This window comes from Pseudonocardia sp. EV170527-09 (assembly GCF_008369905.1).
GTDB lineage: Bacteria > Actinomycetota > Actinomycetes > Mycobacteriales > Pseudonocardiaceae > Pseudonocardia.
This window is the reverse complement of sequence record NZ_VRMC01000062.1, coordinates 13,527-35,126: the sequence shown is the minus strand read 5'-3', so window position 1 is coordinate 35,126 and position 21,600 is coordinate 13,527. Positions and strand designations below refer to the sequence as shown.

Below are 21,600 nucleotides of genomic sequence, written 5' to 3'. Positions count from 1 at the left end.
TCGACCTGCCCGAACCCCGCCGCATCGTCGAAGCCACCCCCGCAACACCCTGACCAGCACGAACACCACCGCCTAGTGACACGCCCCGTCACCGGGCCAACCGGCATTCCCCCAGCTCAGACCCACTTTTCGCGAACTAGGCAGCTACCTGATCTGTGGAACCCCGGTCGGATGGCGACCTGGAAGCAGGCGGCCGACTTCGTGTTCGTGCAGGTCGGCTACTCGGTGGAGGCGTTCCTGCGGTGGCGCGAGGCCAACCCGACGGACCTGCCCGTCTACGCCGGTGTGATGGTCCTGGCGAGCGCCGGAATGGCGACCAGGCTGCGGGCGTCGATCCCGGACATCGACATTCCCGACGAGCTCGTCCACCGGGTCTCGGACGATCCGGCCGCGGGGGTCGACGCGGCGTGCGAGCAGGTCCGGGCCCTGCGCGACACGGGAGCCTTCGCCGGGGTGCATCTCGTCCCGGTCAGCCGGTTCCGTGAGGTGGCCGCCCGTCTGGAGCGCGAGCGACCGTGACCTCGGTCGGCCCCAGGTCTCGCCGGCCGGCCGAGCATGACGATCGCCTCGTCCCGTTCGAGTTCGACGGGCCCGCCGCCCCGCCGTCGCTGCCCGGGCGATGAGTTCCGCCGCCCCCGTCGGTCGACCATCTGAGCCACGTCCACCGAGGAGCCCCCATGTCCCGCACCCGGGTGCACAACCTGTTCATCTCCCTCGACGGCTACGCCGCCGGCGACTACGTGAGCCTCGACGCCCCCATCGGTGACGCCGGGGCACTCTTCGCCGGCTTCGACGGGCGGTTCATCCACGGGATCGGCGGTGTGGACGCCCCCGTCACCCTGGACCGCGCCCTGACCAGCACGTGGGCCCAGGGGATCGGCGCCGAGATCATGGGGCGGCGCAAGTTCGGCCCGCAGACCGGCCCCTGGACCGACGACGGCTGGCAGGGCTGGTGGGACGACGAGCCTCCGTTCCACACCCCGGTGTTCGTGATGACCCACCATCCGCGGCCGCCGATCGAGTTCGCGAACGGCACGAGTTTCCACTTCGTCGACGGGTCGGCGGAGGAGGTGCTGGCGGTCGCGCGTGCGGCCGCGGGCGAGCTGGACGTCCGGCTCGGCGGGGGACCCTCGACGATCCGCCAGTTCCTCGACGCCGACCTGGTCGACGTCATGCACGTGGTGATCCTGCCGATCGTCCTCGGCCGTGGGGTGTCCCCGTGGGAGGGGCTGACCGGCGTCGAGGACCGGTTCACCGTCGAGTCGGTCGCCTCGCCGAGCGGGCGCATCCACCAGTTCTGGAACCGGAAGGGCTGACACCCATGGGCCTGGTCACCTACTCCATGAGCGTGTCCCTCGACGGCTTCGTCGAGGACCCCACGGGCAGCATCGCCTTCGGCGACCCCGACGAGGAGGTGCACCGCCTGTCCAACGACCAGACCCGCGCGACGTCGGTGTTCCTGTTCGGCCGTGGCCTCTACGAGATCATGGAGGACTTCTGGACCGCCCCCGAGCGGGCCGACGGGCATCCGGTGGAGACGGAGTTCGCCCAGCTCTACACCGCCGTCCCGCGGATCGTGTTCTCCGACTCGCTGACCTCGGTCGGGCCCGGGTGCCGCCTCGTCCGTCGTGCCAACGCACTGGACGAGGTGGCCCGGCTGAAGGCGGAGACCGAGGGTGAGCTGGCCGTCGGCGGGCCCGGGCTGGCCGCGTCGTTGCTGGACGTGATCGACGAGTTCCGCCCGCGGGTGGTGCCGGTCGTCCTCGGCGGCGGCAAGCCGTTCCTCCCGCCCGGCGCGGACCTGCGGCTGCGGCTGGTCGAGCAGCGCGTGTTCGACGGCGGGACCGTGCACCTGCGCTACGAGCGCATCCGCTGACCCCGGTCGGCGCGCGACCCCGGGCGTGGTCGCCGGGCGGCCGGACGCCGTCGCGCGGATCCGGCTCGTGACGATCGCCGTCCGGATGCCCTGATCCGGACGCCGGAGATCCGCACTCGGACCTGTCGTCGACAGAAGTGCGACGCCACGTCGGTTGTCTGTAGTGTTTCCGCGGCGGATGGACGACGGAGGGCGCGACGATGCGGATCCCGGTGCACGGCACGACCCTGGCCTGCGACGAGTACGGCAGCGGCACGCCGCTCGTGCTCGTGCACGGGACAGGAGCGCAGGCCTCGTCCTGGGGCGGGACGGTGCACGACCTCGCCGCGGGCGGCCACCGGGTCCTCGCCTACGACCGTCGCGGCTACGGCCGTTCGACCCACCCGCCGGTGCGCGACTACCGCGTCCACGTCGCCGACCTGGCCGCGGTGATCGAGCACGTCGGTGCGCCCGTGCACGTGCTCGGCTGGAGCTCCGGTGGCAACACCGCGCTCGCCTGTGCGGTGGAGCGGCCCGAGCTGTTCCGGTCGCTGGTGGTCGCCGAGGCGCCATGGCACGGGTTGCGCGGGGCGACGCCGTCGCTGCTCGCGGCGCTCGCCCGCGCGAAGGTCGCCCAGGCCCGGGGACGTCGCCCGGAGGCGGCGGCGGCCTTCTTCCGCTGGGCGACGGGCTGGGCCGACGGCGGCAACGGCTTCGACCCGCTCCCGCCCGAGGCGAAGGGGGAGCTGTACGCGAACGCGCCGAGCGTCCTCGCCGAGCTGGGCGTCCACCCCTACGGGCTGATGATGGAGCACGTCCCGACCGCGCGGCTCGCCCGGATCCCGGTCCCGGTGACCTGGCTGCTCGGCGGGCGGAGCATCGGGTGGTACGCCGCCCTGTACCGCCGCGTCGCCGCCGTCGTCCCCGGACTGCAGACCGAGATCGTCGACGGCGCCGGGCACCTTCTGCACGTCGAGCAGCCGGAGGCGTTCGCGAAGGCCGTGCTCGCGGGGGTGGCCCGCGGGGCGTGAGCGTCAGGCGTCGCCGACCGAGGAGATGGTGTATCGCCGCACGTCCGCGCTCAGGATGCGGGCTGCGGTGTCCCCGTCCGGCCCGGAGTCGCGGAACGCGAGCAGCTCCTCCTCCGACGCCCAGCGCTCGAAGACGTTCACCCGCGCCGGGTCCAGGGTGTCCGCGGTCAGGGCGAAGTCCAGGCAGCCCGGCGCCGAGCGCGCGAGCGCGACCGCCCGCGTCCCCTCGGCGACGAGGGCGTCCCGATCGGCCGGGTCGGTGAGCAGGTGGCCTGCGACGATCAGCATGCAGGGGGGACCGTCGTGGGGCCCCGGACTCATCGGTCGCGCAGCGCGTCGTCCAGTGCGGTCGTCAGCGCGGCGACCCGGGTCACGACCCGCAGGTCGGCCATGGTGAGGGCGCCATCCTCCGGTCCGATCCGTGCCACCCCGGCACCTTCCCGCAGCGGGCGCGTCTGCACCAGGACCGCCCTGCGCACCCGGCGGCGGCTCGTCGCAGGCGCGTGACCGTTCAGGCCGGCCGGTACCGGTAACGCCCCAGGTACACGCAGTACCCGACGATCCCGACGACCAGCAGGACGAGCACCACCCAGACCGGTCCGACCGGCAGCCGCGGCGGGTCGCTGCGGGTGGCGTACACCGCCGTCACCGGGACGGCGGCGAGCAGCAGCAACGTCCCGCCGAAGGTGCGTCCCATGTCCTCGGCGAGCATGTGGCGCAGCCTCCCGACCCGCTGCGGCGCCGTCCAGTAGTCGCGGTGCGGCACCGACACCCGCGCCAGCGACCCCGTCGTGACCAGGCGGTAGAGCCCCGCCCCGATCCCGGCGACGAGCAGCCCGAACAGCGTGCCGAGCGCCAGGAACCCGGCGCGGGTGCCGAACGCGGTCGGCACGCCCGCGGGGTCGAAGTGCAGCGGCACCCCGTCCTCCGGCAGCTCCCCGGCCGCCCACACCAGGGCGAACGCGTAGAACACCGAGCCGGCGAGGAGCGGGAACCAGGGGCGCACCGCCCGGATCATTCCGGGTCGTCGGCCGGTGCGCGCGCCGTGGCGGGGGCGAGCCGGTCGAGCATCGCGGTCAGGGTGCGCCGGGCGCGGTCGACGGGAGCGCCGTGCAGCGCGACCTCCGTGCTGAGCCCCGAGGTCAGGGCGAGCAGCGCGTGCGCGTCGGTGTCCGGATCGGTCGATCCGGCGTCGGCGACGACCCGGACGGCGAGGGCGCGGATCTCGTCGTCGCCGTCGGTGAGGATCGCCCGCGCCCGCTCGTCGACCTCGCGGGTGGCGAAGGCGGCGTGGATGCGCAGCGCGTCGCGGGTCCGCGGGTGTTCGCCGAGCAGCTCGTCGAGGATCGTCGCGAGGACGGTCCGATCCCCGCCGCCCACGGCCCGGGCCCTGGCCTCGATCCGTTCCTCCATCTGCCGGTGCGACCGGTCCAGGGCGTGCAGCAGCAGCGCGTCCTTGCTGGCGAAGTAGTGCTGCACGCGGCCCATCGAGATGCCGGCCTCGGCTGCGACCGAGCGCAGCGAGACCGCCTCGGTGCCCGACCGCGCGACGAGCGTGAGCACGGCGTCGGCGATCTCGGAGCGTCGGGCGTCGTGGTCGACGGAACGGGGCACGACGCCACCGTAGCAATGCGGTCACATTGACAAGACCTGGTGGGGCTGTTGCAATGCGAGTGCATTGCTACAGGGGAGGGCATGTGAAGACAGCACAGAACTTCGCCGGGATCCTCGGGGTGCTCCTCGGGGCGATCCCGTTGCTGCAGTACCTGATCACCGGCTGGATCGGTCTGTGGACGGTTGTGCTCGGCGACGCACCGGCGCTGCCGTGGGCCTACCCGACGGTCGTGCTCGTGGTCACCGGGGTCGTGGTCGTCGTGCTGGACCGGCGGGAGAAGGCGGGCTGAGCGCGTCAGTCCTGCAGCGGCGAGCCGTAGCGCAGCAGGTTGTTGTCCGGGTCGTGGTGCGCGCCCTCGCGCAGCCCGTAGGGGGTGTCGACCGGGGCCACCTCGCGGCCGCCGGCCACGGCCGACCAGCGGGCGTGCAGTGCGTCGGCGTCGTCGACGTGCAGGTAGGCGCAGCCCGCGGTGCGTGCCGGGTCGTGGTCGGGCAGCACCGAGACGTGCAGCTCCACGCCGCCGAGGACGGCGAAGCCGTAGCCGTCGTCGTAGCGCTCGACGGTGAACCCGAGCGCCCGGTAGCGGTCCAGCCACCGGTCGAGATCGGTGGTGGCGAAGACCGGGGCGACCGAGCGCAGCGTGGACACCGAGGCAGTCTGCCCGCATGCTCGGCGCCGTGACCAGTCGCCACGACGAGCTGAACCGGGCACTCGTGCACGGGATGCGTCCGGTCGTCGTCGAGCTCGCCGAGCCCGATCCGGCCTGGCCCGCGGCCTTCGATGCGGCGGCGGCCCGCCTGCGCGCGACGCTGGGGGAGCGGGCGCACCGCATCGAGCACATCGGCTCCACCTCGGTGCCCGGGCTCGCGGCGAAGCCGGTGATCGACGTCGTCGTGGCGCTCGACGATCCCGACGACGAGCCGGCCTACCTGCCCGACCTGCTCGCCGACGGCTACGACCTGCGGGTGCGCGAGCCCGGGCACCGCTGTCTGCGCGGCGCCGTCGGGGACCTGCCCGTGAACCTGCACTGCTACCCGCAGGGCAGCCCGGAGATCACTCGCTACCTGGTGTTCCGCGACCGGCTCCGCGCCCACGACGACGAGCGGATGCGCTACGAGGCGCACAAGCGCGGGCTCGCCGGACGGGAGTGGGCCGACATGAACCTCTACGCCGACGCCAAGGGCCCGGTCATCGAGGAGATCATCGGCCGGGCCGGTGGCCCGCCCCCGCCCTGAGCCGCCGGCTCAGCCGCCGGGACGCTCCGCCCGCTCGGCGAGCATCCGCTCGGTCGCGGCCCGCACCTCGTCGACGCCGATCTCCTCGACTCCGTCGGCGGTCACCGTGATCAGGTTCGGGAAGATCGCCCGGGTGAGGTCGGGCCCCGCGGTGGCGGTGTCGTCGTCGGCGGCGTCCCACAGCGCGTTGACCGCCAGCGCGATCGCACCGGCCCGGTCGACGCCCGGGTCGTGCCGCTTCTTCAGCGACGCCTCGGCGAACTGCGAGCCGGACCCGATGCCGACGTAGCCGGACCGGGCGCGCTTGATGCTGCCGGTCGGGTCGTAGGTGACGATGCGGACCGGGTCGGGGTCGGTCGGGTCGTAGCCGACGAACAGCGGCAGCGCGACGAAGCCCTGCATCGCCGCGCCCAGGTTCTCCCGCACGATGCTCGACAGCCTGCGGATCTTGCCGTCCTGGCTGATCGGGGCGCCCTCGACCTTCTCGTACTGCTCCACCTCGGCCGCGAACAGCGTCAGCATCTGCAACGCGTGACCGACCGACCCGGCGAACCCGGCGGCGGAGGTGTCGTCGATGCCGACGACCTTCACCAGGTCCTTCTGCGCGATCAGGTTGCCGGAGGTGGCGCGCCGGTCGCCGGCCAGCAGCACCCCGTCGGCCCAGGTCAGCGCGATGATCGTGGTGCCGTGCGGGACGTCCATGTCGGCGGGGACCCGCTGGGCGGGGTCACGCGGGAGGCGCGAGGGCAGCAGCTCGGGGGCGTGCGCACGCAGCTGCTCGAGGAACGAGGGTCCGGTCATGAGGGGGAGCGGGCTCCTTCGCACTGCGGGACGGGGTCGGGGCCCGATCCTTCCTGTCCGCGCCGCCCCGGTCCACCCGCGGTGCAGTGGCACACTCGCGACGGTGAGCGCACGGAGCCGGGCCGAGTCCTTCTGCACACGCCACGGGCTGCGGGTCCCGGTCCTGGAGGCCCCGATGGCCGGGGCCTGCCCGCCGGAGCTGGCGGCCGCGGTGGCCGCGGCGGGCGGCATGGGTGCGGCGGGCGTCGTCAACGACACCCCGGAGGCGATCGCCGACTGGGCCGCCCGCTTCCGCGCCCTCGCCGGGACCGCTCCCTTCCAGCTCAACCTGTGGATCCCCGACCCGCCCGCCGACGACGACGTGGGCCTCCAGACCGCCTATCTCGACTCCCTGGGCGGTGCGCCGGCTCCGCCCGGCGGCCCCGGGCCGGCGTTCTCCGACCAGCTCGCCGCCGTCCTGGCGGCCCGGCCCGCCGTCGTCTCGACGATCATGGGGCTGTTCACGGCCGATCAGGTCGCCGCGGTGCACGGTGCGGGCTGCGCCTGGTTCGCGACGGTCACGACCCGCGCCGAGGCCCTCGCGGCGGAGCAGGCGGGGGCCGACGCCGTCGTCGTGCAGGGGATGGAGGCGGGCGGGCACCGTGGCACCACCGATCCCGCCGACGCCGAGGCGGTCTCGGTCGGGCTGCTCGCGCTCGTCCCGTGGGTGGCCGACGCCGTCGGTGTCCCGGTGGTCGCCGCCGGGGCGATCGGCGACGGCCGGGCCCTGGCCGCGGCGCTCACCCTCGGCGCGAGCGCGGTGCAGGTGGGGACGGCGCTGCTGCGCAGCCCCGAGGCCGGGATCGACGACGGCTGGTCCGCCCGGCTCGACGGCCTGGACCCCACCGGGACGACGACCACCCGCGCCTACACCGGCCGGCTGGCCCGCAGCATCGCCACCGACTACGTCCGGGCCTGGACCGTGCGGGGCGCCCCGGCACCGGCGCCCTACCCCCACCAGCGCCGCCTGGTGGCCCGCTACCGCGCGGGTGAGCCCGGCGCGGTCGACCGGGTGAACCACTGGGCGGGCCAGGCCGCCGGACGCGCGACGACCGACCCCGCGTCCGAGGTGGTCGCCCGGCTGTGGCGCGAGGCGGACCCGCTGCTGCCGTGAGCCCGGCTCAGTCGCGGAAGGGGTCGACCATGTCGTCGAACTCGCCCTTCTTGGCGCCGTCGACGAACGCGGAGATCTCGGCCGGGGTGTAGACGAGGACCGGGCCCTCGGGGTCGCGGGCGTTGCGGACGGCGACCTGGCCGTCGTCGAGGACGGCGAACTCCACGTTCTGCCCCTCGTCGGCCCCGCCGGCCGGGCGACGCCACGTCACCGGGCCGAGATCTGCTGCGCGCGTACCGTTCGGGTGGGACATGGGGGGACCTCCGGATGTGTCCGCGGCGTCCGTTTGACTGCGGAGAGTGTCGAAAGACTGTGGAAGGGATCTTGCATCCGCAAGTGTGATCCGTGACGATGGAACGACTGACACGCTGAGGGGGCCAGAGAAATGCGCCGGTCGACGCACGGATCTGCCGTCGTGTGGGCGTCGTCGTGACCGCCGGACGGACGAACGATGCCGGTGCGCCCGACGTTCTGACGCTGACGTCGGTTCTCGACGGTCGTGCACACAAGGTGACCGACGCGGAACTCTGTGCGCCGCACTCGGTGCGGACCGGCCGATACGCGGCGCTGTGCGGCCACCTGGTGTCCCCGGCCCCGCTGATCGACGTCGCCGGGGTGCCGTGCGGCCGCTGCGGACAGCTCGACCCGACGCCCCCGGCGGACGAGGCGCCACGGCGGCGCCCCGCCCGCCGGCGCGGCTGGGGGCTGCGCCGGGTGCTGCCGGCCTGAGCCTGCGGCGCCGGCGCGGGAGTCGTCAGCGGGCGAGCCGCTCGGGGTCGGTCTGCTCGTGGCGGCGCAGTGGTCCCCGGCTGCGCCGCTCCAGGTAGCGGCGGCCCGAACGGATCAGCTTGGTCAGGGTGTTGGGGCCGCGGCGGCGCTCGACGGCGTCGCCGATCTTGCCCAGGAGCCAGGCCAGCAGCGGTGCACCGACCGCCAGCAGCAGCCACACGCGCAGGTGCCGGGAGAGCAGGGCCCACATGTTCGGACCGTCCTTTCACTGGAGGGGCGACGGAGGCGCCGTCGCGAACGCGCCGACAGTAGTGCGGCCCGCCCGGGTCCGCCCGCTGCGCGGTGACGGCCCGTGACCGACCCGCCACAGGATCGTTGTACGACGCGAGGGTGGGTCCGGCTGCCCCCGGCCGGGCGCCCGCTTCTGCGAGGAGGTACGCCCGTGTTCGCTCCGGGTCCCGGCGGCGTGGTCGTCGCCGTCGCGTTGGTCGTCGTGGTCGCCGTGCTGGTCAGCCCGGCGGGACGCCGCGCCGCGGTGGCCGCGCTCGGTTCGGTCGGGCGCTGGCCGGCGTTGATCCGCGCCGAGATGCGCGGTGACGCGCCGCTGGCCGACGGGCGTGCCGACACCGTCGACGCCGTTGACTCTCTCGACACCGTCGACGACCGGCACGACGACACCACGCCCGAGATGCCGGCGGTGCGTGCCGAACCGCTGCCGACGATATCGACGTTCCCGCAGGTGAGACGCCCGGGACGGTGATCACCGCCCGTTGTGGGGGACAGGACTGACGCCGGACCCCCGGACGCGGTAAATTTTCTTTTACCAGCGGGAACCCCCGGCTCTCCCTCGGCGTTGCACACGTGTGAGGGCCTGCCAGAGGTGGGCCCCGCACACGTCCGTCGAGGAGGATCCAGGTGCGCTCCACGAGCAACCCGGCGTTCCGCAACCTGCCCACACAGCAGCAGGGCGGCTACGCCACGTTCGACCGCTCGGGTGGCGGCATGATGGGCGGGGGCGCCGCCATGGCCGGCTCCCAGCCGTCCTACGTCGACCCGACCCAGGCCACGCAGGAGACGGGTCGCCCGATCACGGTCGACGACGTCGTCCAGAAGACCGCCATCAGCGCGGGTCTCGCGCTGGTCGCCGGCATCCTGACCGTGATGTCGGGGCTCTACATCCTGGCCCTGCCGGCGTTCCTCGTCGGCCTGGTCGTCTCGCTGATCGTCATCTTCAAGCAGAAGCCCAGCGCCCCGCTGACGCTGGTCTACTCCGGCGCGATGGGTGTCGCCCTCGGCGGCATCACCGGGATGATGCAGCAGAGCCCGGCCCTGCAGGGGATCGGCATCCAGGCCGTCATCGGCACCGCCGGTGTCTTCTTCGGCATGCTGGTCGTCTACAAGACCGGTGCCGTCCGGGTCACGCCGCGCTTCACCAAGTGGATGATGGGCGCCCTGATCGGCGTCGTCGTCCTCATGCTGGCCAACCTGGTCGCGAGCTTCTTCATGGAGGGCGGCTTCGGCCTCCGTGACGGCGGCCCGCTGGCCATCCTGTTCAGCATCGTCGTGATCGGCGTGGCGGCGTTCAGCCTGCTGATGGACTTCGACGCCGCGGACAACGCGGTCAAGGCCGGTGTCCCGGCGAAGTACTCCTGGTACCTCGCCTTCGGCCTCATGACCACGATCGTCTGGCTCTACATCGAGATCCTGCGCCTGCTGAGCTACCTGCGCCAGGACTGACCGGTCACCCACGACCCGGCCCGTGAGGGCCGGGTGCGGCCGGAATCGCCCCCTCCGGTCGCGCGCGCCGCGGACACCTCCGGTGTCCGCGGCGTCGTCGTGTCGGGGGTGGTCGGGCGGAGCCGGGAGCCGTAGCGTCGGTGCCGTGCCCGGGAACGACCCGGTCGTCACCGGGATCGCCGTCTTCCTGGCGATCACCTTCGGCCCCGTGGTGCTGGTGGGGCTGCTGGTGCACCTGTCCCGGCTGGTGCGCCGGGCCGCCGCGCGTCGGGGCCGTCCGGCGCCGCGCCCGACCGGGCCGCCACTGGAACGGCTCGTCGCCGACCTGCGCCGGCTCGACCGGCTGCGCCGAGGGCCGCAGCAGGCCACCCGGGTCCGGCGGCTGGCGCTGCTGGCCGCCTACGACGACGTCCTGCTCGACGTCTGCCGGGCCGTCGGCGTCGAGAACCCACCGCTGCGCGCCCACGTCGAGGCGGGTGGCACCCAGGGCGCGCTCGACGCCGACCGGGAGTTCGCCCGGATGCGGACCGAGGCCGCGATCGAGACCACGGGCGTGCGCATCGACCCGCCCGGCCACGCGGCCTGACCCCGTCGCGCGGACGGGCCGGCCCGCGCGGGTCGGGCCGGCCCGTCCGGGGTATGCCGTGGGATCAGGCGAGGTTCTCGATCACCAGCGCCATGCCCTGGCCGCCGCCGACGCACATCGTCTCCAGCCCGTAGCGGCCGCCGGTGCTGCGCAGACCGTTCATCAGGGTCGTGGTGATCCGGGCGCCGGTCATGCCGAACGGGTGGCCCAGCGCGATCGCGCCGCCGTGCACGTTCAGCTTCGCCTCGTCGATGCCGAGGTCGCGCGCGCTGGGCAGGACCTGCGCGGCGAACGCCTCGTTGATCTCGACGAGGTCGATGTCGTCGATCGTGAGGCCCGCGCGCCGCAGTGCCTGCTGCGACGCCTCGACCGGGCCGTAGCCCATGATCTCCGGCGAGAGCCCGGTGACGCCGGTGGACACGACCCGTGCGAGCGGGGTGACCCCGAGCTGCTCGGCCTTGGTGTCGGACATGATCACCAGGGCGGCGGCGCCGTCGTTGAGCGGGCAGGCGTTGCCCGCGGTGATCCGCCCGTCCGGCCGGAACACCGGCTTGAGCTCGGAGAGCTTCTCGTAGGTGGTGCCGGCCCGCGGGCCGTCGTCGGTGGAGACGACGGTGCCGTCGGGCAGCGTCACCGGGGTGATCTCCCGGGCGAAGAAGCCGTCTGCGATGGCCTGCTCGGCGCGGTTCTGCGACTGCACCGCGAAGCGGTCCATGTCCTCGCGCGACACGTCCTTGTACCGCGCCAGGTTCTCCGCCGTCTGCCCCATCGCGATGTAGGCGTCGGGCAGCAGGTTCTGGTCGCGGGGGTCGGTCCAGGTCTCGGCGCCCTTCTCCGCGGTCTCGGCGGTGCGGGCCTCCGCGTCGGCGAACAGCGGGTTGTGCGTGTCCGGCCAGGAGTCCGACGTGCCACGGGAGAAGCGGGAGACGGTCTCGACGCCGGCGGAGACGAAGACGTCGCCCTCGCCCGCCTTGATCGCGTGCAGCGCCATTCGGGTCGTCTGCAGCGACGACGAGCAGTACCGGGTGATGGTGGTGCCGGGCAGCGAGTCGTAGCCGAGCTGGATCGCGACGATCCGGGCCAGGTTGTTGCCCTGCTCCCCGCCGGGCAGGCCGCAGCCGAGCATCAGGTCGTCGATCTCGGCCGGGTCCAGCTGCGGGACCTGGCCGAGGGCGGCGCGGATCATCTGCACGGTCAGGTCGTCGGGGCGCATCCCGGCGAGGGAGCCCTTGTTGGCGCGGCCGATCGGGGACCGGGCCGCGGCGACGATCACGGCTTCGGGCATGGGACGTCCTCCTCCATCGCAGGTACCACTCCCATCGACCCTACTCGCCGGTAACCGATGATCGGGAGACGGCGTGACGAAACCGTCAGGGGTGCGCGGCATGCTCTCGTCCATGACGACGTGGGGAGACTTCCGGCGGGCCGAGCCCGCGTTCGCCGAGCTGTCCGAGCGGATCCTGCGGCGGGGGATCGCGCTCGTGATCGCGACGCTGCGGGCCGACGGGTCACCGCGCGTCTCCGGGATCGAGGTGGTGCTGGACGACGCGGCCGGTGACACCGAGCTCTCCTTCGGATCCATGCCGGGTGCCCGGAAGGGCTCCGACCTGCGGCGGGACCCGCGGTTCGCGCTGCACGCCGCGCCCGCCGACCAGTCCGGCGGGGACCTCGGCGACGGCGACCTGAAGGTGTCGGGCCGGGCGGTGCTGCAGGGCCCGCTCTCCGGGCCGGTCACCGGCGACGCGTTCCGCGTCGACCTGACCGAGGTCGTCTGGACCGGGCTGAACGACGCGCGGAACCGTCTCGTGGTGCGGTGGTGGACCCCGGCAGGCGGGATGCACGAGGTCTCGCGCGAGTGACCGGTGCGAGGATGCATGCATGCGTTACGTCGAGCACGTCGTCGACCTGGTCGGGAACACGCCCCTCGTCCGGCTGGGAGCGACGGCGGAGGGCATCGCCCCGCCGGTCCTGGCCAAGGTCGAGTACCTGAACCCCGGTGGATCGGTGAAGGACCGCATCGCCCTGCGGATGGTCGAGGCCGCCGAGGCCTCCGGTGAGCTGCGTCCCGGCGGCACGATCGTCGAGCCGACCTCGGGCAACACCGGGGTCGGGCTGGCGATGGTCGCCCAGCGCAAGGGTTACCACTGCGTGTTCGTGTGCCCGGACAAGGTCGGGGAGGACAAGCGCAACGTCCTCAAGGCCTACGGCGCCGAGGTCGTGGTGTGCCCGACGGCGGTCGAGCCGGACCACCCGGACTCCTACTACCAGACCTCCGACCGCCTGGTCCGCGAGATCGAGGGCGCCTGGAAGCCCAACCAGTACGCGAACCCGGCCAACCCGGAGTCGCACTACCACTCGACCGGCCCGGAGATCTGGGAGCAGACCGAGGGCCGGATCACGCACTTCGTGGCGGGGATCGGCACCGGCGGCACCATCTCGGGCATCGGGCGGTACCTCAAGGAGAAGTCGAACGGGGCCGTGACGGTCATCGGCGCCGACCCGGAGGGCTCGGTCTACTCCGGCGGTACCGGCCGTCCCTACCTGGTCGAGGGCGTCGGCGAGGACTTCTGGCCGACCACCTACGACCGCGACATCTGCGACGAGATCGTCGCCGTCTCCGACGCCGACTCCTTCGAGATGACCCGGCGCCTCGCCTGCGAGGAGGCGCTGCTCGTCGGCGGTTCCTGCGGGATGGCGACCGTCGCCGCCCTGCGGGTGGCCGCGACGCTGCCCGCGGACGCGGTGGTCGTCGTGCTGCTGCCCGACGGTGGACGCGGCTATCTCGGCAAGGTCTTCAACGACCGCTGGATGGCCAGCTACGGCTTCCTTCCTCCGTCGCAGGGCGCGACCATCGGCGACGTGCTGCGGCGCAAGGACGGCGCACTGCCCTCGCTGGTGCACGCCCACCCCAACGAGACCGTCGCCGACGCCGCGCTCTACCTGCGCGAGTTCGGCGTCTCCCAGATGCCGGTGGTCAAGGCGGAGCCGCCGGTCATGGCGGCCGAGGTCGCCGGCTCGGTCAGCGAGCGCGACCTGCTCGACGCGCTGTTCACCGGGCGGGCCAAGCTCTCGGACCGGCTCGAGGACCACATGTCCGCGCCGCTGCCGACCCTCGGCGCCGGCGAGTCGGTGCAGGACGCGATGGAGGCCTTCGCCAAGGCCGACGCCGCGCTGGTGCTGGAGGACGGCAAGCCCGCGGGCGTCGTCACCCGTTCCGACGTGATCGCCTTCATCGGCGGCAACGCCTGACCTGCGCCTGGTCGGACCCGCACGGGCGCCGGGAGTAGCCTCGGCGCCCATGCAGGGCTTCTCCACGCGCGCGATCCACGCCGGCCAGGTCCCGGACCCGACGACCGGCGCGGTGACGACGTCGATCCACACCAGCTCGACCTACGCCCAGGACGGCGTCGGCGGGACCCGCGGGGGGTACGAGTACTCCCGCAGCGCCAACCCGACCCGGACCGTGCTGCAGGACCAGCTCGCCGCCCTGGAGGGCGGTCGGCACGCGCACGCGTTCGGCTCCGGGATGGGGGCGACGGACACGCTGCTGCGGATCCTGCTCAAACCCGGTGACCACCTGGTCATCCCGCACGACGCCTACGGCGGCACCTTCCGCCTGGTCGACAAGGTGCTGTCCGGCTTCGGCGTCGAGCACACCCCGGTCGACCTCGCCGACCACGACGCCCTGCGCGCGGCGCTGCGACCCACGACGAAGGTCGTGTGGTGCGAGACCCCGACCAACCCGCTGCTCGGCATCGCCGACATCGCGGCGCTGGCCGGGGTGGCGCACGAGGTGGGCGCGCGGCTCGTCGTCGACAACACCTTCGCCTCGCCCTACCTGCAGACGCCGCTGGCGCTGGGCGCCGATGTCGTCGTGCACTCCACGACCAAGTACGTCGGCGGCCACTCCGACGTCGTCGGCGGCGCGCTGGTCACCGACGACGACGCGCTGTCCGAGCAGATCGCGTTCGTCCAGAACTCCACCGGCTCGGTGCCCGGCCCGTTCGACGCCTGGCTGACCCTGCGTGGTGCCAAGACCCTCGCGGTGCGCATGGAGCGCCACTGCGACAACGCCGAGCGCGTCGCCGAGATGCTCTCCGCGCACCCCGCGGTGGCCTCGGTGCTCTACCCGGGTCTGCCCGAGCACCCCGGCCACGAGGTCGCGGCCAAGCAGATGCGCCGGTTCGGCGGGATGGTGTCGTTCCTCGCCGCGGGCGGGCGCGACGCGGCGCTGCGGATCTGCGCGGGCACCCGGCTGTTCACCCTCGCCGAGTCGCTCGGCGGGGTCGAGTCGCTGATCGAGCACCCGGGCGAGATGACCCACGCCTCGACCGCGGGCTCGATGCTCGAGGTGCCGGACTCGCTGGTCCGGCTCTCGGTCGGCATCGAGGACGCCGACGACCTGCTCGACGACCTGCGGTCCGCGCTCGACGCGGTCCGGTAGCGCCGCACGGGCTCAGCTGCGCGACTGCTCCGGCGACGGCGCGGGGGGCTGGACCACCGGCGGCGGCGGGACGACCAGGTCACCCGGGTCCACGCAGCCACCGACCAGCGACCACGTGCCGTCGCCGCGGGCCTCGTAGCGGCCCGGGTCGGCGCAGCCCGCGTCGTGCACGGTCGCCACCGCGAGCGCCGCCAGTCCGGCGGCCAGCAGCAGCGGTGCCGTCGTGCGCAGACGCGTCATTCCCGAGTCCCTCCCGACACCGGACGCGCAGGGGACGTCACGCCCGGTGAGACACCGGCGAGGTTACCCGGGGCGGTGCGAGACTGCCGGTATGGCCGCCCCCGTCATCCCCCCGGTCACCGCCGACGACGTGCTCTCCGCCCGCGAACTGCTCTCCGACGACGAGCGCGCGGGCGGTGTCGTCGCGGCGTCGGCCGGCAACCACGCCCAGGGCGTCGCGCTCGCCGCGCGGCTGCTGGGCGTCCGCGCCACCGTGTACATGCCAGAGCGGGCGGCGCTGCCCAAGGTCGACGCGACCCGCGGCTACGGCGCCGAGGTCGTGCTCACCGGCCGCACCGTCGACGAGGCCGTCACGGCCGCCACCGGGGCCGCCGAGCGGTCGGGCGCGGTGTTCGTGCACCCCTTCGACCACCCCGACATCATCGCCGGGCAGGGCACCGTCGGCTGCGAGATCCTCGACCAGGTCCCCGACGCCGGCACGGTGCTGATCTCCGCGGGCGGTGGTGGGCTGCTCGGCGGGACCGCCGCGGTCCTGCGCGCCGCGCGGCCGGACATCCGGATTGTCGGGGTGCAGGCCGCGGGTGCCGCGGCCTGGCCGTCGTCGCTCGCGGCGGGTGCCCCGATGCCGGTCGGCGGGATGCGCACGATGGCCGACGGGATCGCCGTCGGCCGCCCGGGTGACGTCACGTTCGCCCAGGTCAACGCCCTGATCGACGAGATGGTCACGGTGTCGGAGGATGCCCTGTCCGCAGCGCTGCTGCACTGCCTGGAACGGGCGAAGATGCTCGTCGAGCCTGCCGGGGCCGCGTCCGTCGCCGCGCTGATGGAGCATCCCGACCGGTGGCCGGGGCCGGTCGTGTGCGTGCTGTCCGGCGGCAACGTCGACCCGCTCGTGCTGCTGCAGGTCATCCGGCACGGCCTGGTCACCTCGTCCCGCTACCTCACCCTGCACCTGCGGATGCCCGACCGGCCCGGCGCGCTCGCCGAGCTGCTGGCCCGGGTCGGGCGGCTCGGGGCCAACGTCACCGACGTCGCGCACTCGCGGATCAGGGGTGCGCTCGCGGTCGGGGAGGTCGACGTCGAGCTCAGCGTGGAGACGCGTGGGCCCGAGCACCGCGACGCCATCGTCGCCGACCTGCGCGAGGCAGGGCACGCGGTCGCCACGCCGTGACCCGCCCGGACACGCGAACGGGCCCGGCCGACCGGCCGGGCCCGTTCCGCGGGTGGGTGTGGATCAGCCGGTGAAGGCCTCCACCGACACCAGCGTCACCTTCATGGTCCCGCCGTCGGGCAGCTGGTACTCGCGGGTGTCACCCGGCTTCGCACCGAGCAGCGCCGCGCCGAGCGGGGAGTGCGGCGAGATGACCTGCAGGTCGCCGTGGCTGCCCTCCTCGCGGGAGCCGAGCAGGACTCGCTCGGCCTCGTCGTCGTCCTCGTAGCGGATCTCGAGCACGGTGCCGGGGGAGGCCTCGTCGGAGCTGGACGGCGCGGTGCCGACCTGGGCGGTGCGCAGCAGCTCCTGCAGCTGACGGATCCGGGCCTCCTGCTGGCCCTGCTCCTCGCGGGCGGCGTGGTAGCCGCCGTTCTCCTTCAGGTCACCCTCCTCGCGGCGGGCGTTGATCTCCGCGGCGATGACGGGCCGGTTCTCGATCAACCCGTCCAGCTCGGCCTTCAGCCGGTCGTAGGCGTCCTGGGTCAGCCAGGTGGCCTGGGTGTCCGTCACCGTCATCAACTCCTCCAGGAAAGCAGGACGTGTCGCCGCCGGGACGCCTGGCGCCCGGCGGGCACACGGGGGTGGCGGCTCCGAGCAGCACGCCCCGAGTAAGGAAAAACACGACCCGCCTGCGGGTCGTGTGGGGCTCACCTTACCACGGAGCGTGCCGCTCGTCGCAGCCTTTCGGTGAACGGGCGTGGGTCCCGGATAGTTCCCGCGGGGGAAGTATTCGCAGGTAGCAACGTCGACGACGGCAGGGCCGCCGTACCGTCCCCCTGGGCGGCAACCGCCCGTCGCAGACCGGTCCACCGGCGGGAACAGATGGCGCCGGCGACGGCGTTGCGGATTCCGGTGCCCATGCTCGGCACGGCTCCTGTCGGTCCTCTCTGCCAGGATCGTCCCTGAGCACGCCTCGCCGCCCGCCGCCGGCAGACCACCGGCGCGGGACCCGAGTCCGGTGACCGTGGAGGAACCCGCCCCGATGGCTACGCAGTACACCCCGTCCGCCCCGCGCCCGGTCCAGCTGCCGGCGCCCGGCGAGCGTCCCCGGCTGATGACGGTGCACGCCCACCCCGACGACGAGTCCTCGAAGGGCGCGGCGACCACCGCCCGGTACGTCGACGAGGGTCACGAGGTCATGGTCGTGACCTGCACCGGTGGCGAGCGGGGCAGCATCCTGAACCCCGCGATGGACCGGCCGGACGTCCTGGAGAACATGACCGCGGTCCGCAGGGACGAGATGGCCCGCGCCGCCGAGATCCTCGGCGTGCAGCACGTCTGGCTCGGCTTCGTCGACTCCGGCCTGCCCGAGGGCGACCCGAAGCCCCCGCTGCCCGAGGGCTGCTTCGCCCTGGGTGACGTCGAGGAGCAGACCGCGGCACTGGTGAAGGTCATCCGTGAGTTCCGCCCGCACGTCATCGTCACCTACGACGAGAACGGCGGTTACCCGCACCCGGACCACATCCGCACCCACGTGATCTCGATGGCCGCGTGGGAGGCCGCGGGCGACCCGGCGCGTTTCCCGGAGGCGGGCGCCCCGTGGCAGCCGCTGAAGCTCTACTACGGCCACGGCTTCTCCAAGGCCCGGCTGGAGGCCTTCCACGACGCGATCGTCGAGTCCGGTCAGGAGTCGCCGTACGCGGAGTGGCTGGAGAACTGGACGAGCGACCGGCCCGACCCCGGCACCCGGGTGACCACCAAGGTCCCGTGCTCGGACTGGTTCGGCCGGCGGGACGACGCGCTGCGTGCGCACGCCACCCAGATCGACCCGAACAGCAGGTTCTTCTTCACCCCGCTCGAGGTGCAGGCCCGGGTCTGGCCCACCGAGGACTACGAGCTGGTCCACTCCCTGGTCGACACCGAGATCCCGGAGGACGACCTGTTCGCCGGCATCCCCGTCGAGGTCGGCGGGGAGCGCCGCCGCGCCGGCTGACGGCGCGGGCCCCGCGGGTAGCCTGGCCACCGGCCCGTCCCGCAGCTCCGGGACGGTGCCGGTGACCCGGGAACCGGAGTACGGAGGCGCGTGGCGGTGCAGGTCGAGAACGTGACGGCTGTGGTGAACCAGGTCGTGACGGGCCTGCTCGTCCCGATGCAGGACCGCCCCCCGCCCCCCGGGCAGCTGCCCGAGTTCGGCAACGCGGCGCCGGCCGGGCTGGCGATCGTGCTGCTCCTGCTGCTCGCGACGGTCTTCCTCATCCGCAACATGAGCAAGCGCATCACCCGCCTCCCGGAGTCCTTCGACGGCGACGGGACCGCCGAGGGCGGATCCGATCCGGCCGCGACCGCGACCGACCGGGGCGAGCCCGGACCGGCCCGCTCCTGAGCCGCCGACCCGCGGGCGCGCGGGTCAGCGCAGCAGGACCAGCCAGATCGCGACGTGGTGGCAGGCCCAGGCCAGGACCGTCGCGGCGTGGAAGAGCTCGTGGTAGCCGAACGTCGCGGGCCACGGGTCGGGCCGTCGTAGCGCGTACATGACCGCGCCGACGGTGTAGAGCGCCCCGCCGGCGAGCAGCAGGACGAGCGCGGCGACCCCGCCCCCGGCCAGCAGCCCGGGCAGCACGAACACCGCGACCCAGCCGAGCGCGATGTAGATCGGCACCCCCACCCAGGCCGGCGCGGTCGGCCAGGCGAGCTTGAGCGCGACCCCGGCGAGTGCCCCGCCCCAGACGACGGCGAGCACCCACGTGGCGGTCGCCGGGGGGAGTGCCAGCACTGAGACCGGCGTGTAGGTGCCCGCGATGAACAGGAAGATCATCGAGTGGTCGAGGCGCTTCATCAGCCGTCGCCGGGCCGGGTCGACCCAGGTGTGCCGGTGGTACAGCGCACTGATCCCGAACAGGCCGAACGTGGTCAGCGTGTAGACGGCCGTGGCCACGGCCGCGGAGGTCCCGACGAGCGCCCCCGCGACGCTGATCAGTGCGGCGCACGCGAAGACGGAACCGACGAGGCTCCACAGGTGCAGCCAGCCCCGCATGCGGGGCTTGAGCGGGACGGACGGGGCGATGCTCACGCGCCCCGACGTTACGGGTCGAGACGGCGGGGGTCCCGTCCGGCGGACGAACGCCACACGCGGGACTAGGCTCCGTGTACGTGGCCCTCCGAGACCTGCTCTACACGGTGTACGAGCGCAGGATCCTGCGTCAGATCGCCGGGGCCGAGCGGCCCAGGCACGTGGCGCTCATCCTCGACGGCAACCGCCGCTGGGCGCGGGAGGCCGGCCTGGTCGACCCCGCGGAGGGGCACCGCGCCGGCGCGGCCAAGATCGCCGAGATGCTCGGCTGGTGCTCCGAGGCCGGCGTCGAGGTCGTCACGGTGTTCCTGCTGTCCACCGACAACCTGGACACCCGCTCCCCGGAGGAGCTCAAGGACCTTCTGGAGATCATCGCCGGGGTCGTCGACGACCTCTCCGGTCCGGACACGCCGTGGCGGCTGCGGGTGGTCGGCGCAATGGAGCTGCTGCCGAGCAGCCTGGCCGACCGGCTGACCGCGGCGGTCGCCCGTACCAGCGACCGCGGGGGCATCCAGCTGAACGTCGCCGTCGGCTACGGCGGCCGGCAGGAGATCGCGGACGCCGTCCGCAAGATGCTGCTGACCCAGGCGGAGGCGGGACGGACGATCGAGGAGCTCGCGGAGTCGCTCGACGTCGACCACATCGCCGAGCACCTCTACACCTCCGGTCAGCCCGACCCGGACCTCGTCATCCGGACCAGCGGTGAGCAACGTCTGTCGGGGTTCCTGCTGTGGCAGTCGGCCCATTCGGAGTTCTGGTTCTGCGAGGCCTACTGGCCCGAGTTCCGCCGCGTCGATTTCCTGCGCGCCCTGCGCGACTTCGGCGCGCGACACCGACGTTTCGGCGGATGAACTCAGATCGACCGTAACTCCCGGTCGACTCACTCGTTATCGAGGCTCCCGTGGAACGGGAATCCCCCTCGCCCAGGAACGGGAAAGGCCCCGGGAGCGGACTCCCGGGGCCTTCCGCGCGTCGCTGACGCGAGGTCTCACTTGCCGTGGTGCTTGCCACCGTCGATGTCGACCGTGTCGCCGTTGTCGGCGACGTTGGTGCAGTCGACGCTGTTGTCGGACGTGACGCCCGACTTGTTGTAGGCCTCGCTGAACAGGCCGCCCAGGGCGCCCTGGACCAGGCTGTTGCCGTTGAGGGCGGTCCCGCAGAGCTGCGGCGAGACGTTGATGTTGTTGTCGGACAGGTTCACCAGGCCGGCGCTGTTCTTCTGCGCAACGCCCTCGGAGTCCTCGACGGTCGAGGCCTTGGCCTTGGCCTTGGTGCTGCTGTCCTTGACGTAGGTGTTGCCACCGTGCTCACCCGCGAACGCGAGCGGGCTCAGCGCGACGAGCGACGCGGCGCCGGCCGCGGCAACGATTCCAGCCTTCTTCAGCACAGTCCGTCTCCTGTTAGTCGGAGAGCACGCCCGATCACGGTGCGCCACTCTCGGTACTTGTCGACGCTCGAACCGGGGAGCCCGCATCGACTGTGCATCACCCTAACGGACGCTTTCGCGTGCGACTATCTGACTCAACGTTATAGAGGCAGCGAAGGCGACCGGCCATTCGTGTACCTGGGGATTCGTCGACGCCACCGCACGGCGGCCGGCGTGGCGTGCGGGCGTGTCGACACTGAGACGGTCGGGGCAGCGAGTGGAGAGCCGTTCGGGTGTACCGCTCGCGGCGGCTCCGGTCGTCGGGAGCCGGCACGACCCGGCTCCGGGGCGTCGGATCTGGACGGGGCCGCCCGGCTCCGCCTCGGCTGGTTCGACCTGTCGGTGAGCATTCCGGTGTCCGGTGTCCGGTGTCCGGTGTCCGGTGTCCGGCACCGTCGTGCGCTCTCGAACGTGTCCGGGAGGAGGCCGGCCGGCGAGGCCGCCGGACCGTGTACAGAGCGTGATCACGTCACTGGTGAATCGGCTAAGCATCGGTGGCGTCGACACGACGGAGTGAACGCGGCC

30 protein-coding genes are annotated in these 21,600 nt (G+C 73.2%); 18 read left to right on the top strand and 12 right to left on the bottom strand.

Annotation, left to right across the window (positions count from 1 at the left end; translation table 11 throughout):
- The first annotated feature begins 171 nt into the window (after nucleotides 1–171).
- From FVA95_RS18945 to FVA95_RS18930, 4 genes are all read left to right on the top strand, one after another.
- Entirely contained in the window at nucleotides 172–519 is a 348-nt protein-coding gene (locus FVA95_RS18945; RefSeq protein WP_205015898.1) for a methylenetetrahydrofolate reductase, read from the top strand.
- Between the two features lie 158 nt (nucleotides 520–677).
- The gene (locus FVA95_RS18940) at nucleotides 678–1,316 is read left to right on the top strand and encodes a dihydrofolate reductase family protein (protein ID WP_149665381.1); all 639 of its coding nucleotides are present in this window, start codon (nucleotides 678–680) and stop codon (nucleotides 1,314–1,316) included.
- 5 nt (nucleotides 1,317–1,321) lie between these two features.
- Nucleotides 1,322–1,876 carry a dihydrofolate reductase family protein gene (locus tag FVA95_RS18935; protein WP_149665380.1) on the top strand — a complete coding sequence of 185 codons (555 nt, stop codon included), beginning with the start codon at nucleotides 1,322–1,324 and terminating at the stop codon, nucleotides 1,874–1,876.
- Nucleotides 1,877–2,076: 200 nt separating this feature from the next.
- Complete coding sequence (locus FVA95_RS18930; RefSeq protein ID WP_149665379.1) at nucleotides 2,077–2,886, top strand: alpha/beta fold hydrolase; 810 nt, start codon at nucleotides 2,077–2,079, stop codon at nucleotides 2,884–2,886.
- Nucleotides 2,887–2,889: 3 nt separating this feature from the next.
- Here FVA95_RS18930 and FVA95_RS18925 read toward each other — a convergent pair whose 3' ends face one another.
- From FVA95_RS18925 to FVA95_RS30900, 3 genes are all read right to left on the bottom strand, one after another.
- Nucleotides 2,890–3,174, bottom strand: a complete 285-nt coding sequence (locus tag FVA95_RS18925) for a putative quinol monooxygenase (RefSeq protein WP_149665378.1) — start codon at nucleotides 3,172–3,174, stop codon at nucleotides 2,890–2,892.
- Nucleotides 3,175–3,397: 223 nt separating this feature from the next.
- Nucleotides 3,398–3,892 (bottom strand): hypothetical protein, encoded by a 495-nt coding sequence (locus FVA95_RS18920; protein WP_149665377.1) that lies wholly within the window; start codon nucleotides 3,890–3,892, stop codon nucleotides 3,398–3,400.
- An 8-nt stretch (nucleotides 3,893–3,900) separates the two neighbouring features.
- On the bottom strand, nucleotides 3,901–4,500 hold the full coding sequence (locus tag FVA95_RS30900; RefSeq protein WP_161992357.1) for a TetR/AcrR family transcriptional regulator: 600 nt from the start codon (nucleotides 4,498–4,500) through the stop codon (nucleotides 3,901–3,903).
- Between the two features lie 83 nt (nucleotides 4,501–4,583).
- Between FVA95_RS30900 and FVA95_RS18910 the strand changes: the two genes are divergently transcribed.
- On the top strand, nucleotides 4,584–4,790 hold the full coding sequence (locus tag FVA95_RS18910) for a hypothetical protein (RefSeq protein WP_149665376.1): 207 nt from the start codon (nucleotides 4,584–4,586) through the stop codon (nucleotides 4,788–4,790).
- 5 nt (nucleotides 4,791–4,795) lie between these two features.
- Here the strand turns inward: FVA95_RS18910 and FVA95_RS18905 are convergent, their stop codons facing one another.
- On the bottom strand, nucleotides 4,796–5,149 hold the full coding sequence (locus FVA95_RS18905) for a VOC family protein (RefSeq protein ID WP_205015897.1): 354 nt from the start codon (nucleotides 5,147–5,149) through the stop codon (nucleotides 4,796–4,798).
- Between the two features lie 29 nt (nucleotides 5,150–5,178).
- On the opposite strand from FVA95_RS18905, the gene FVA95_RS18900 reads away from it, so the two are divergent.
- Nucleotides 5,179–5,736 (top strand): GrpB family protein, encoded by a 558-nt coding sequence (locus FVA95_RS18900; protein WP_240051590.1) that lies wholly within the window; start codon nucleotides 5,179–5,181, stop codon nucleotides 5,734–5,736.
- A gap of 9 nt (nucleotides 5,737–5,745) precedes the next feature.
- On the opposite strand, the gene prcB is transcribed toward FVA95_RS18900, so the two are convergent.
- On the bottom strand, nucleotides 5,746–6,537 hold the full coding sequence (gene prcB / locus FVA95_RS18895; protein ID WP_149665374.1) for a proteasome subunit beta: 792 nt from the start codon (nucleotides 6,535–6,537) through the stop codon (nucleotides 5,746–5,748).
- A 103-nt stretch (nucleotides 6,538–6,640) separates the two neighbouring features.
- On the opposite strand from prcB, the gene FVA95_RS18890 reads away from it, so the two are divergent.
- Nucleotides 6,641–7,690 carry a nitronate monooxygenase family protein gene (locus tag FVA95_RS18890; RefSeq protein ID WP_240051589.1) on the top strand — a complete coding sequence of 350 codons (1,050 nt, stop codon included), beginning with the start codon at nucleotides 6,641–6,643 and terminating at the stop codon, nucleotides 7,688–7,690.
- Nucleotides 7,691–7,697: 7 nt separating this feature from the next.
- On the opposite strand, the gene FVA95_RS18885 is transcribed toward FVA95_RS18890, so the two are convergent.
- Nucleotides 7,698–7,943, bottom strand: coding sequence for a DUF397 domain-containing protein (locus FVA95_RS18885; protein ID WP_149665372.1), 246 nt, complete (start codon nucleotides 7,941–7,943; stop codon nucleotides 7,698–7,700).
- Nucleotides 7,944–8,200: 257 nt separating this feature from the next.
- On the opposite strand from FVA95_RS18885, the gene FVA95_RS18880 reads away from it, so the two are divergent.
- Nucleotides 8,201–8,419 (top strand): hypothetical protein, encoded by a 219-nt coding sequence (locus FVA95_RS18880; protein ID WP_149665371.1) that lies wholly within the window; start codon nucleotides 8,201–8,203, stop codon nucleotides 8,417–8,419.
- 25 nt (nucleotides 8,420–8,444) lie between these two features.
- Here the strand turns inward: FVA95_RS18880 and FVA95_RS18875 are convergent, their stop codons facing one another.
- A complete protein-coding gene (locus tag FVA95_RS18875) occupies nucleotides 8,445–8,669 on the bottom strand; it encodes a hypothetical protein (RefSeq protein ID WP_020621950.1) in 225 nt (74 codons plus the stop codon).
- Nucleotides 8,670–8,861: 192 nt separating this feature from the next.
- Here FVA95_RS18875 and FVA95_RS18870 point away from each other — a divergent pair, with 192 nt between their 5' ends.
- From FVA95_RS18870 to FVA95_RS18860, 3 genes are all read left to right on the top strand, one after another.
- Entirely contained in the window at nucleotides 8,862–9,179 is a 318-nt protein-coding gene (locus FVA95_RS18870) for a hypothetical protein (protein ID WP_149665370.1), read from the top strand.
- Between the two features lie 155 nt (nucleotides 9,180–9,334).
- Nucleotides 9,335–10,156, top strand: a complete 822-nt coding sequence (locus tag FVA95_RS18865) for a Bax inhibitor-1/YccA family protein (RefSeq protein WP_240051588.1) — start codon at nucleotides 9,335–9,337, stop codon at nucleotides 10,154–10,156.
- A gap of 145 nt (nucleotides 10,157–10,301) precedes the next feature.
- On the top strand, nucleotides 10,302–10,742 hold the full coding sequence (locus FVA95_RS18860; protein ID WP_149665369.1) for a hypothetical protein: 441 nt from the start codon (nucleotides 10,302–10,304) through the stop codon (nucleotides 10,740–10,742).
- Between the two features lie 64 nt (nucleotides 10,743–10,806).
- On the opposite strand, the gene FVA95_RS18855 is transcribed toward FVA95_RS18860, so the two are convergent.
- Nucleotides 10,807–12,027, bottom strand: coding sequence for an acetyl-CoA C-acetyltransferase (locus FVA95_RS18855; protein WP_149665368.1), 1,221 nt, complete (start codon nucleotides 12,025–12,027; stop codon nucleotides 10,807–10,809).
- Between the two features lie 112 nt (nucleotides 12,028–12,139).
- Here FVA95_RS18855 and FVA95_RS18850 point away from each other — a divergent pair, with 112 nt between their 5' ends.
- The 3 genes from FVA95_RS18850 to FVA95_RS18840 are packed head-to-tail and all read left to right on the top strand — an operon-like array spanning nucleotide 12,140 to nucleotide 15,186.
- Nucleotides 12,140–12,601, top strand: a complete 462-nt coding sequence (locus tag FVA95_RS18850; RefSeq protein ID WP_043276228.1) for a pyridoxamine 5'-phosphate oxidase family protein — start codon at nucleotides 12,140–12,142, stop codon at nucleotides 12,599–12,601.
- A gap of 19 nt (nucleotides 12,602–12,620) precedes the next feature.
- Nucleotides 12,621–13,991 (top strand): cystathionine beta-synthase, encoded by a 1,371-nt coding sequence (locus FVA95_RS18845; protein WP_149665367.1) that lies wholly within the window; start codon nucleotides 12,621–12,623, stop codon nucleotides 13,989–13,991.
- A gap of 49 nt (nucleotides 13,992–14,040) precedes the next feature.
- Nucleotides 14,041–15,186, top strand: a complete 1,146-nt coding sequence (locus FVA95_RS18840) for a cystathionine gamma-synthase (protein ID WP_149665366.1) — start codon at nucleotides 14,041–14,043, stop codon at nucleotides 15,184–15,186.
- A 12-nt stretch (nucleotides 15,187–15,198) separates the two neighbouring features.
- Here FVA95_RS18840 and FVA95_RS18835 read toward each other — a convergent pair whose 3' ends face one another.
- Nucleotides 15,199–15,426 (bottom strand): hypothetical protein, encoded by a 228-nt coding sequence (locus FVA95_RS18835; protein WP_020621958.1) that lies wholly within the window; start codon nucleotides 15,424–15,426, stop codon nucleotides 15,199–15,201.
- Between the two features lie 91 nt (nucleotides 15,427–15,517).
- Between FVA95_RS18835 and FVA95_RS18830 the strand changes: the two genes are divergently transcribed.
- Entirely contained in the window at nucleotides 15,518–16,597 is a 1,080-nt protein-coding gene (locus FVA95_RS18830; RefSeq protein WP_149665365.1) for a pyridoxal-phosphate dependent enzyme, read from the top strand.
- Nucleotides 16,598–16,660: 63 nt separating this feature from the next.
- Here FVA95_RS18830 and greA read toward each other — a convergent pair whose 3' ends face one another.
- On the bottom strand, nucleotides 16,661–17,149 hold the full coding sequence (gene greA / locus FVA95_RS18825) for a transcription elongation factor GreA (protein ID WP_170917035.1): 489 nt from the start codon (nucleotides 17,147–17,149) through the stop codon (nucleotides 16,661–16,663).
- A gap of 544 nt (nucleotides 17,150–17,693) precedes the next feature.
- On the opposite strand from greA, the gene mca reads away from it, so the two are divergent.
- On the top strand, nucleotides 17,694–18,572 hold the full coding sequence (gene mca / locus FVA95_RS18820) for a mycothiol conjugate amidase Mca (protein WP_149665383.1): 879 nt from the start codon (nucleotides 17,694–17,696) through the stop codon (nucleotides 18,570–18,572).
- 90 nt (nucleotides 18,573–18,662) lie between these two features.
- Nucleotides 18,663–18,962 carry a hypothetical protein gene (locus FVA95_RS18815; protein ID WP_149665364.1) on the top strand — a complete coding sequence of 100 codons (300 nt, stop codon included), beginning with the start codon at nucleotides 18,663–18,665 and terminating at the stop codon, nucleotides 18,960–18,962.
- Nucleotides 18,963–18,986: 24 nt separating this feature from the next.
- On the opposite strand, the gene FVA95_RS18810 is transcribed toward FVA95_RS18815, so the two are convergent.
- Complete coding sequence (locus FVA95_RS18810; RefSeq protein ID WP_149665382.1) at nucleotides 18,987–19,613, bottom strand: hemolysin III family protein; 627 nt, start codon at nucleotides 19,611–19,613, stop codon at nucleotides 18,987–18,989.
- Between the two features lie 116 nt (nucleotides 19,614–19,729).
- Here FVA95_RS18810 and FVA95_RS18805 point away from each other — a divergent pair, with 116 nt between their 5' ends.
- On the top strand, nucleotides 19,730–20,500 hold the full coding sequence (locus FVA95_RS18805; protein ID WP_060714866.1) for an isoprenyl transferase: 771 nt from the start codon (nucleotides 19,730–19,732) through the stop codon (nucleotides 20,498–20,500).
- 137 nt (nucleotides 20,501–20,637) lie between these two features.
- Here the strand turns inward: FVA95_RS18805 and FVA95_RS31390 are convergent, their stop codons facing one another.
- Nucleotides 20,638–21,036, bottom strand: a complete 399-nt coding sequence (locus tag FVA95_RS31390; RefSeq protein WP_149665363.1) for a hypothetical protein — start codon at nucleotides 21,034–21,036, stop codon at nucleotides 20,638–20,640.
- Nucleotides 21,037–21,600 lie beyond the last annotated feature (564 nt).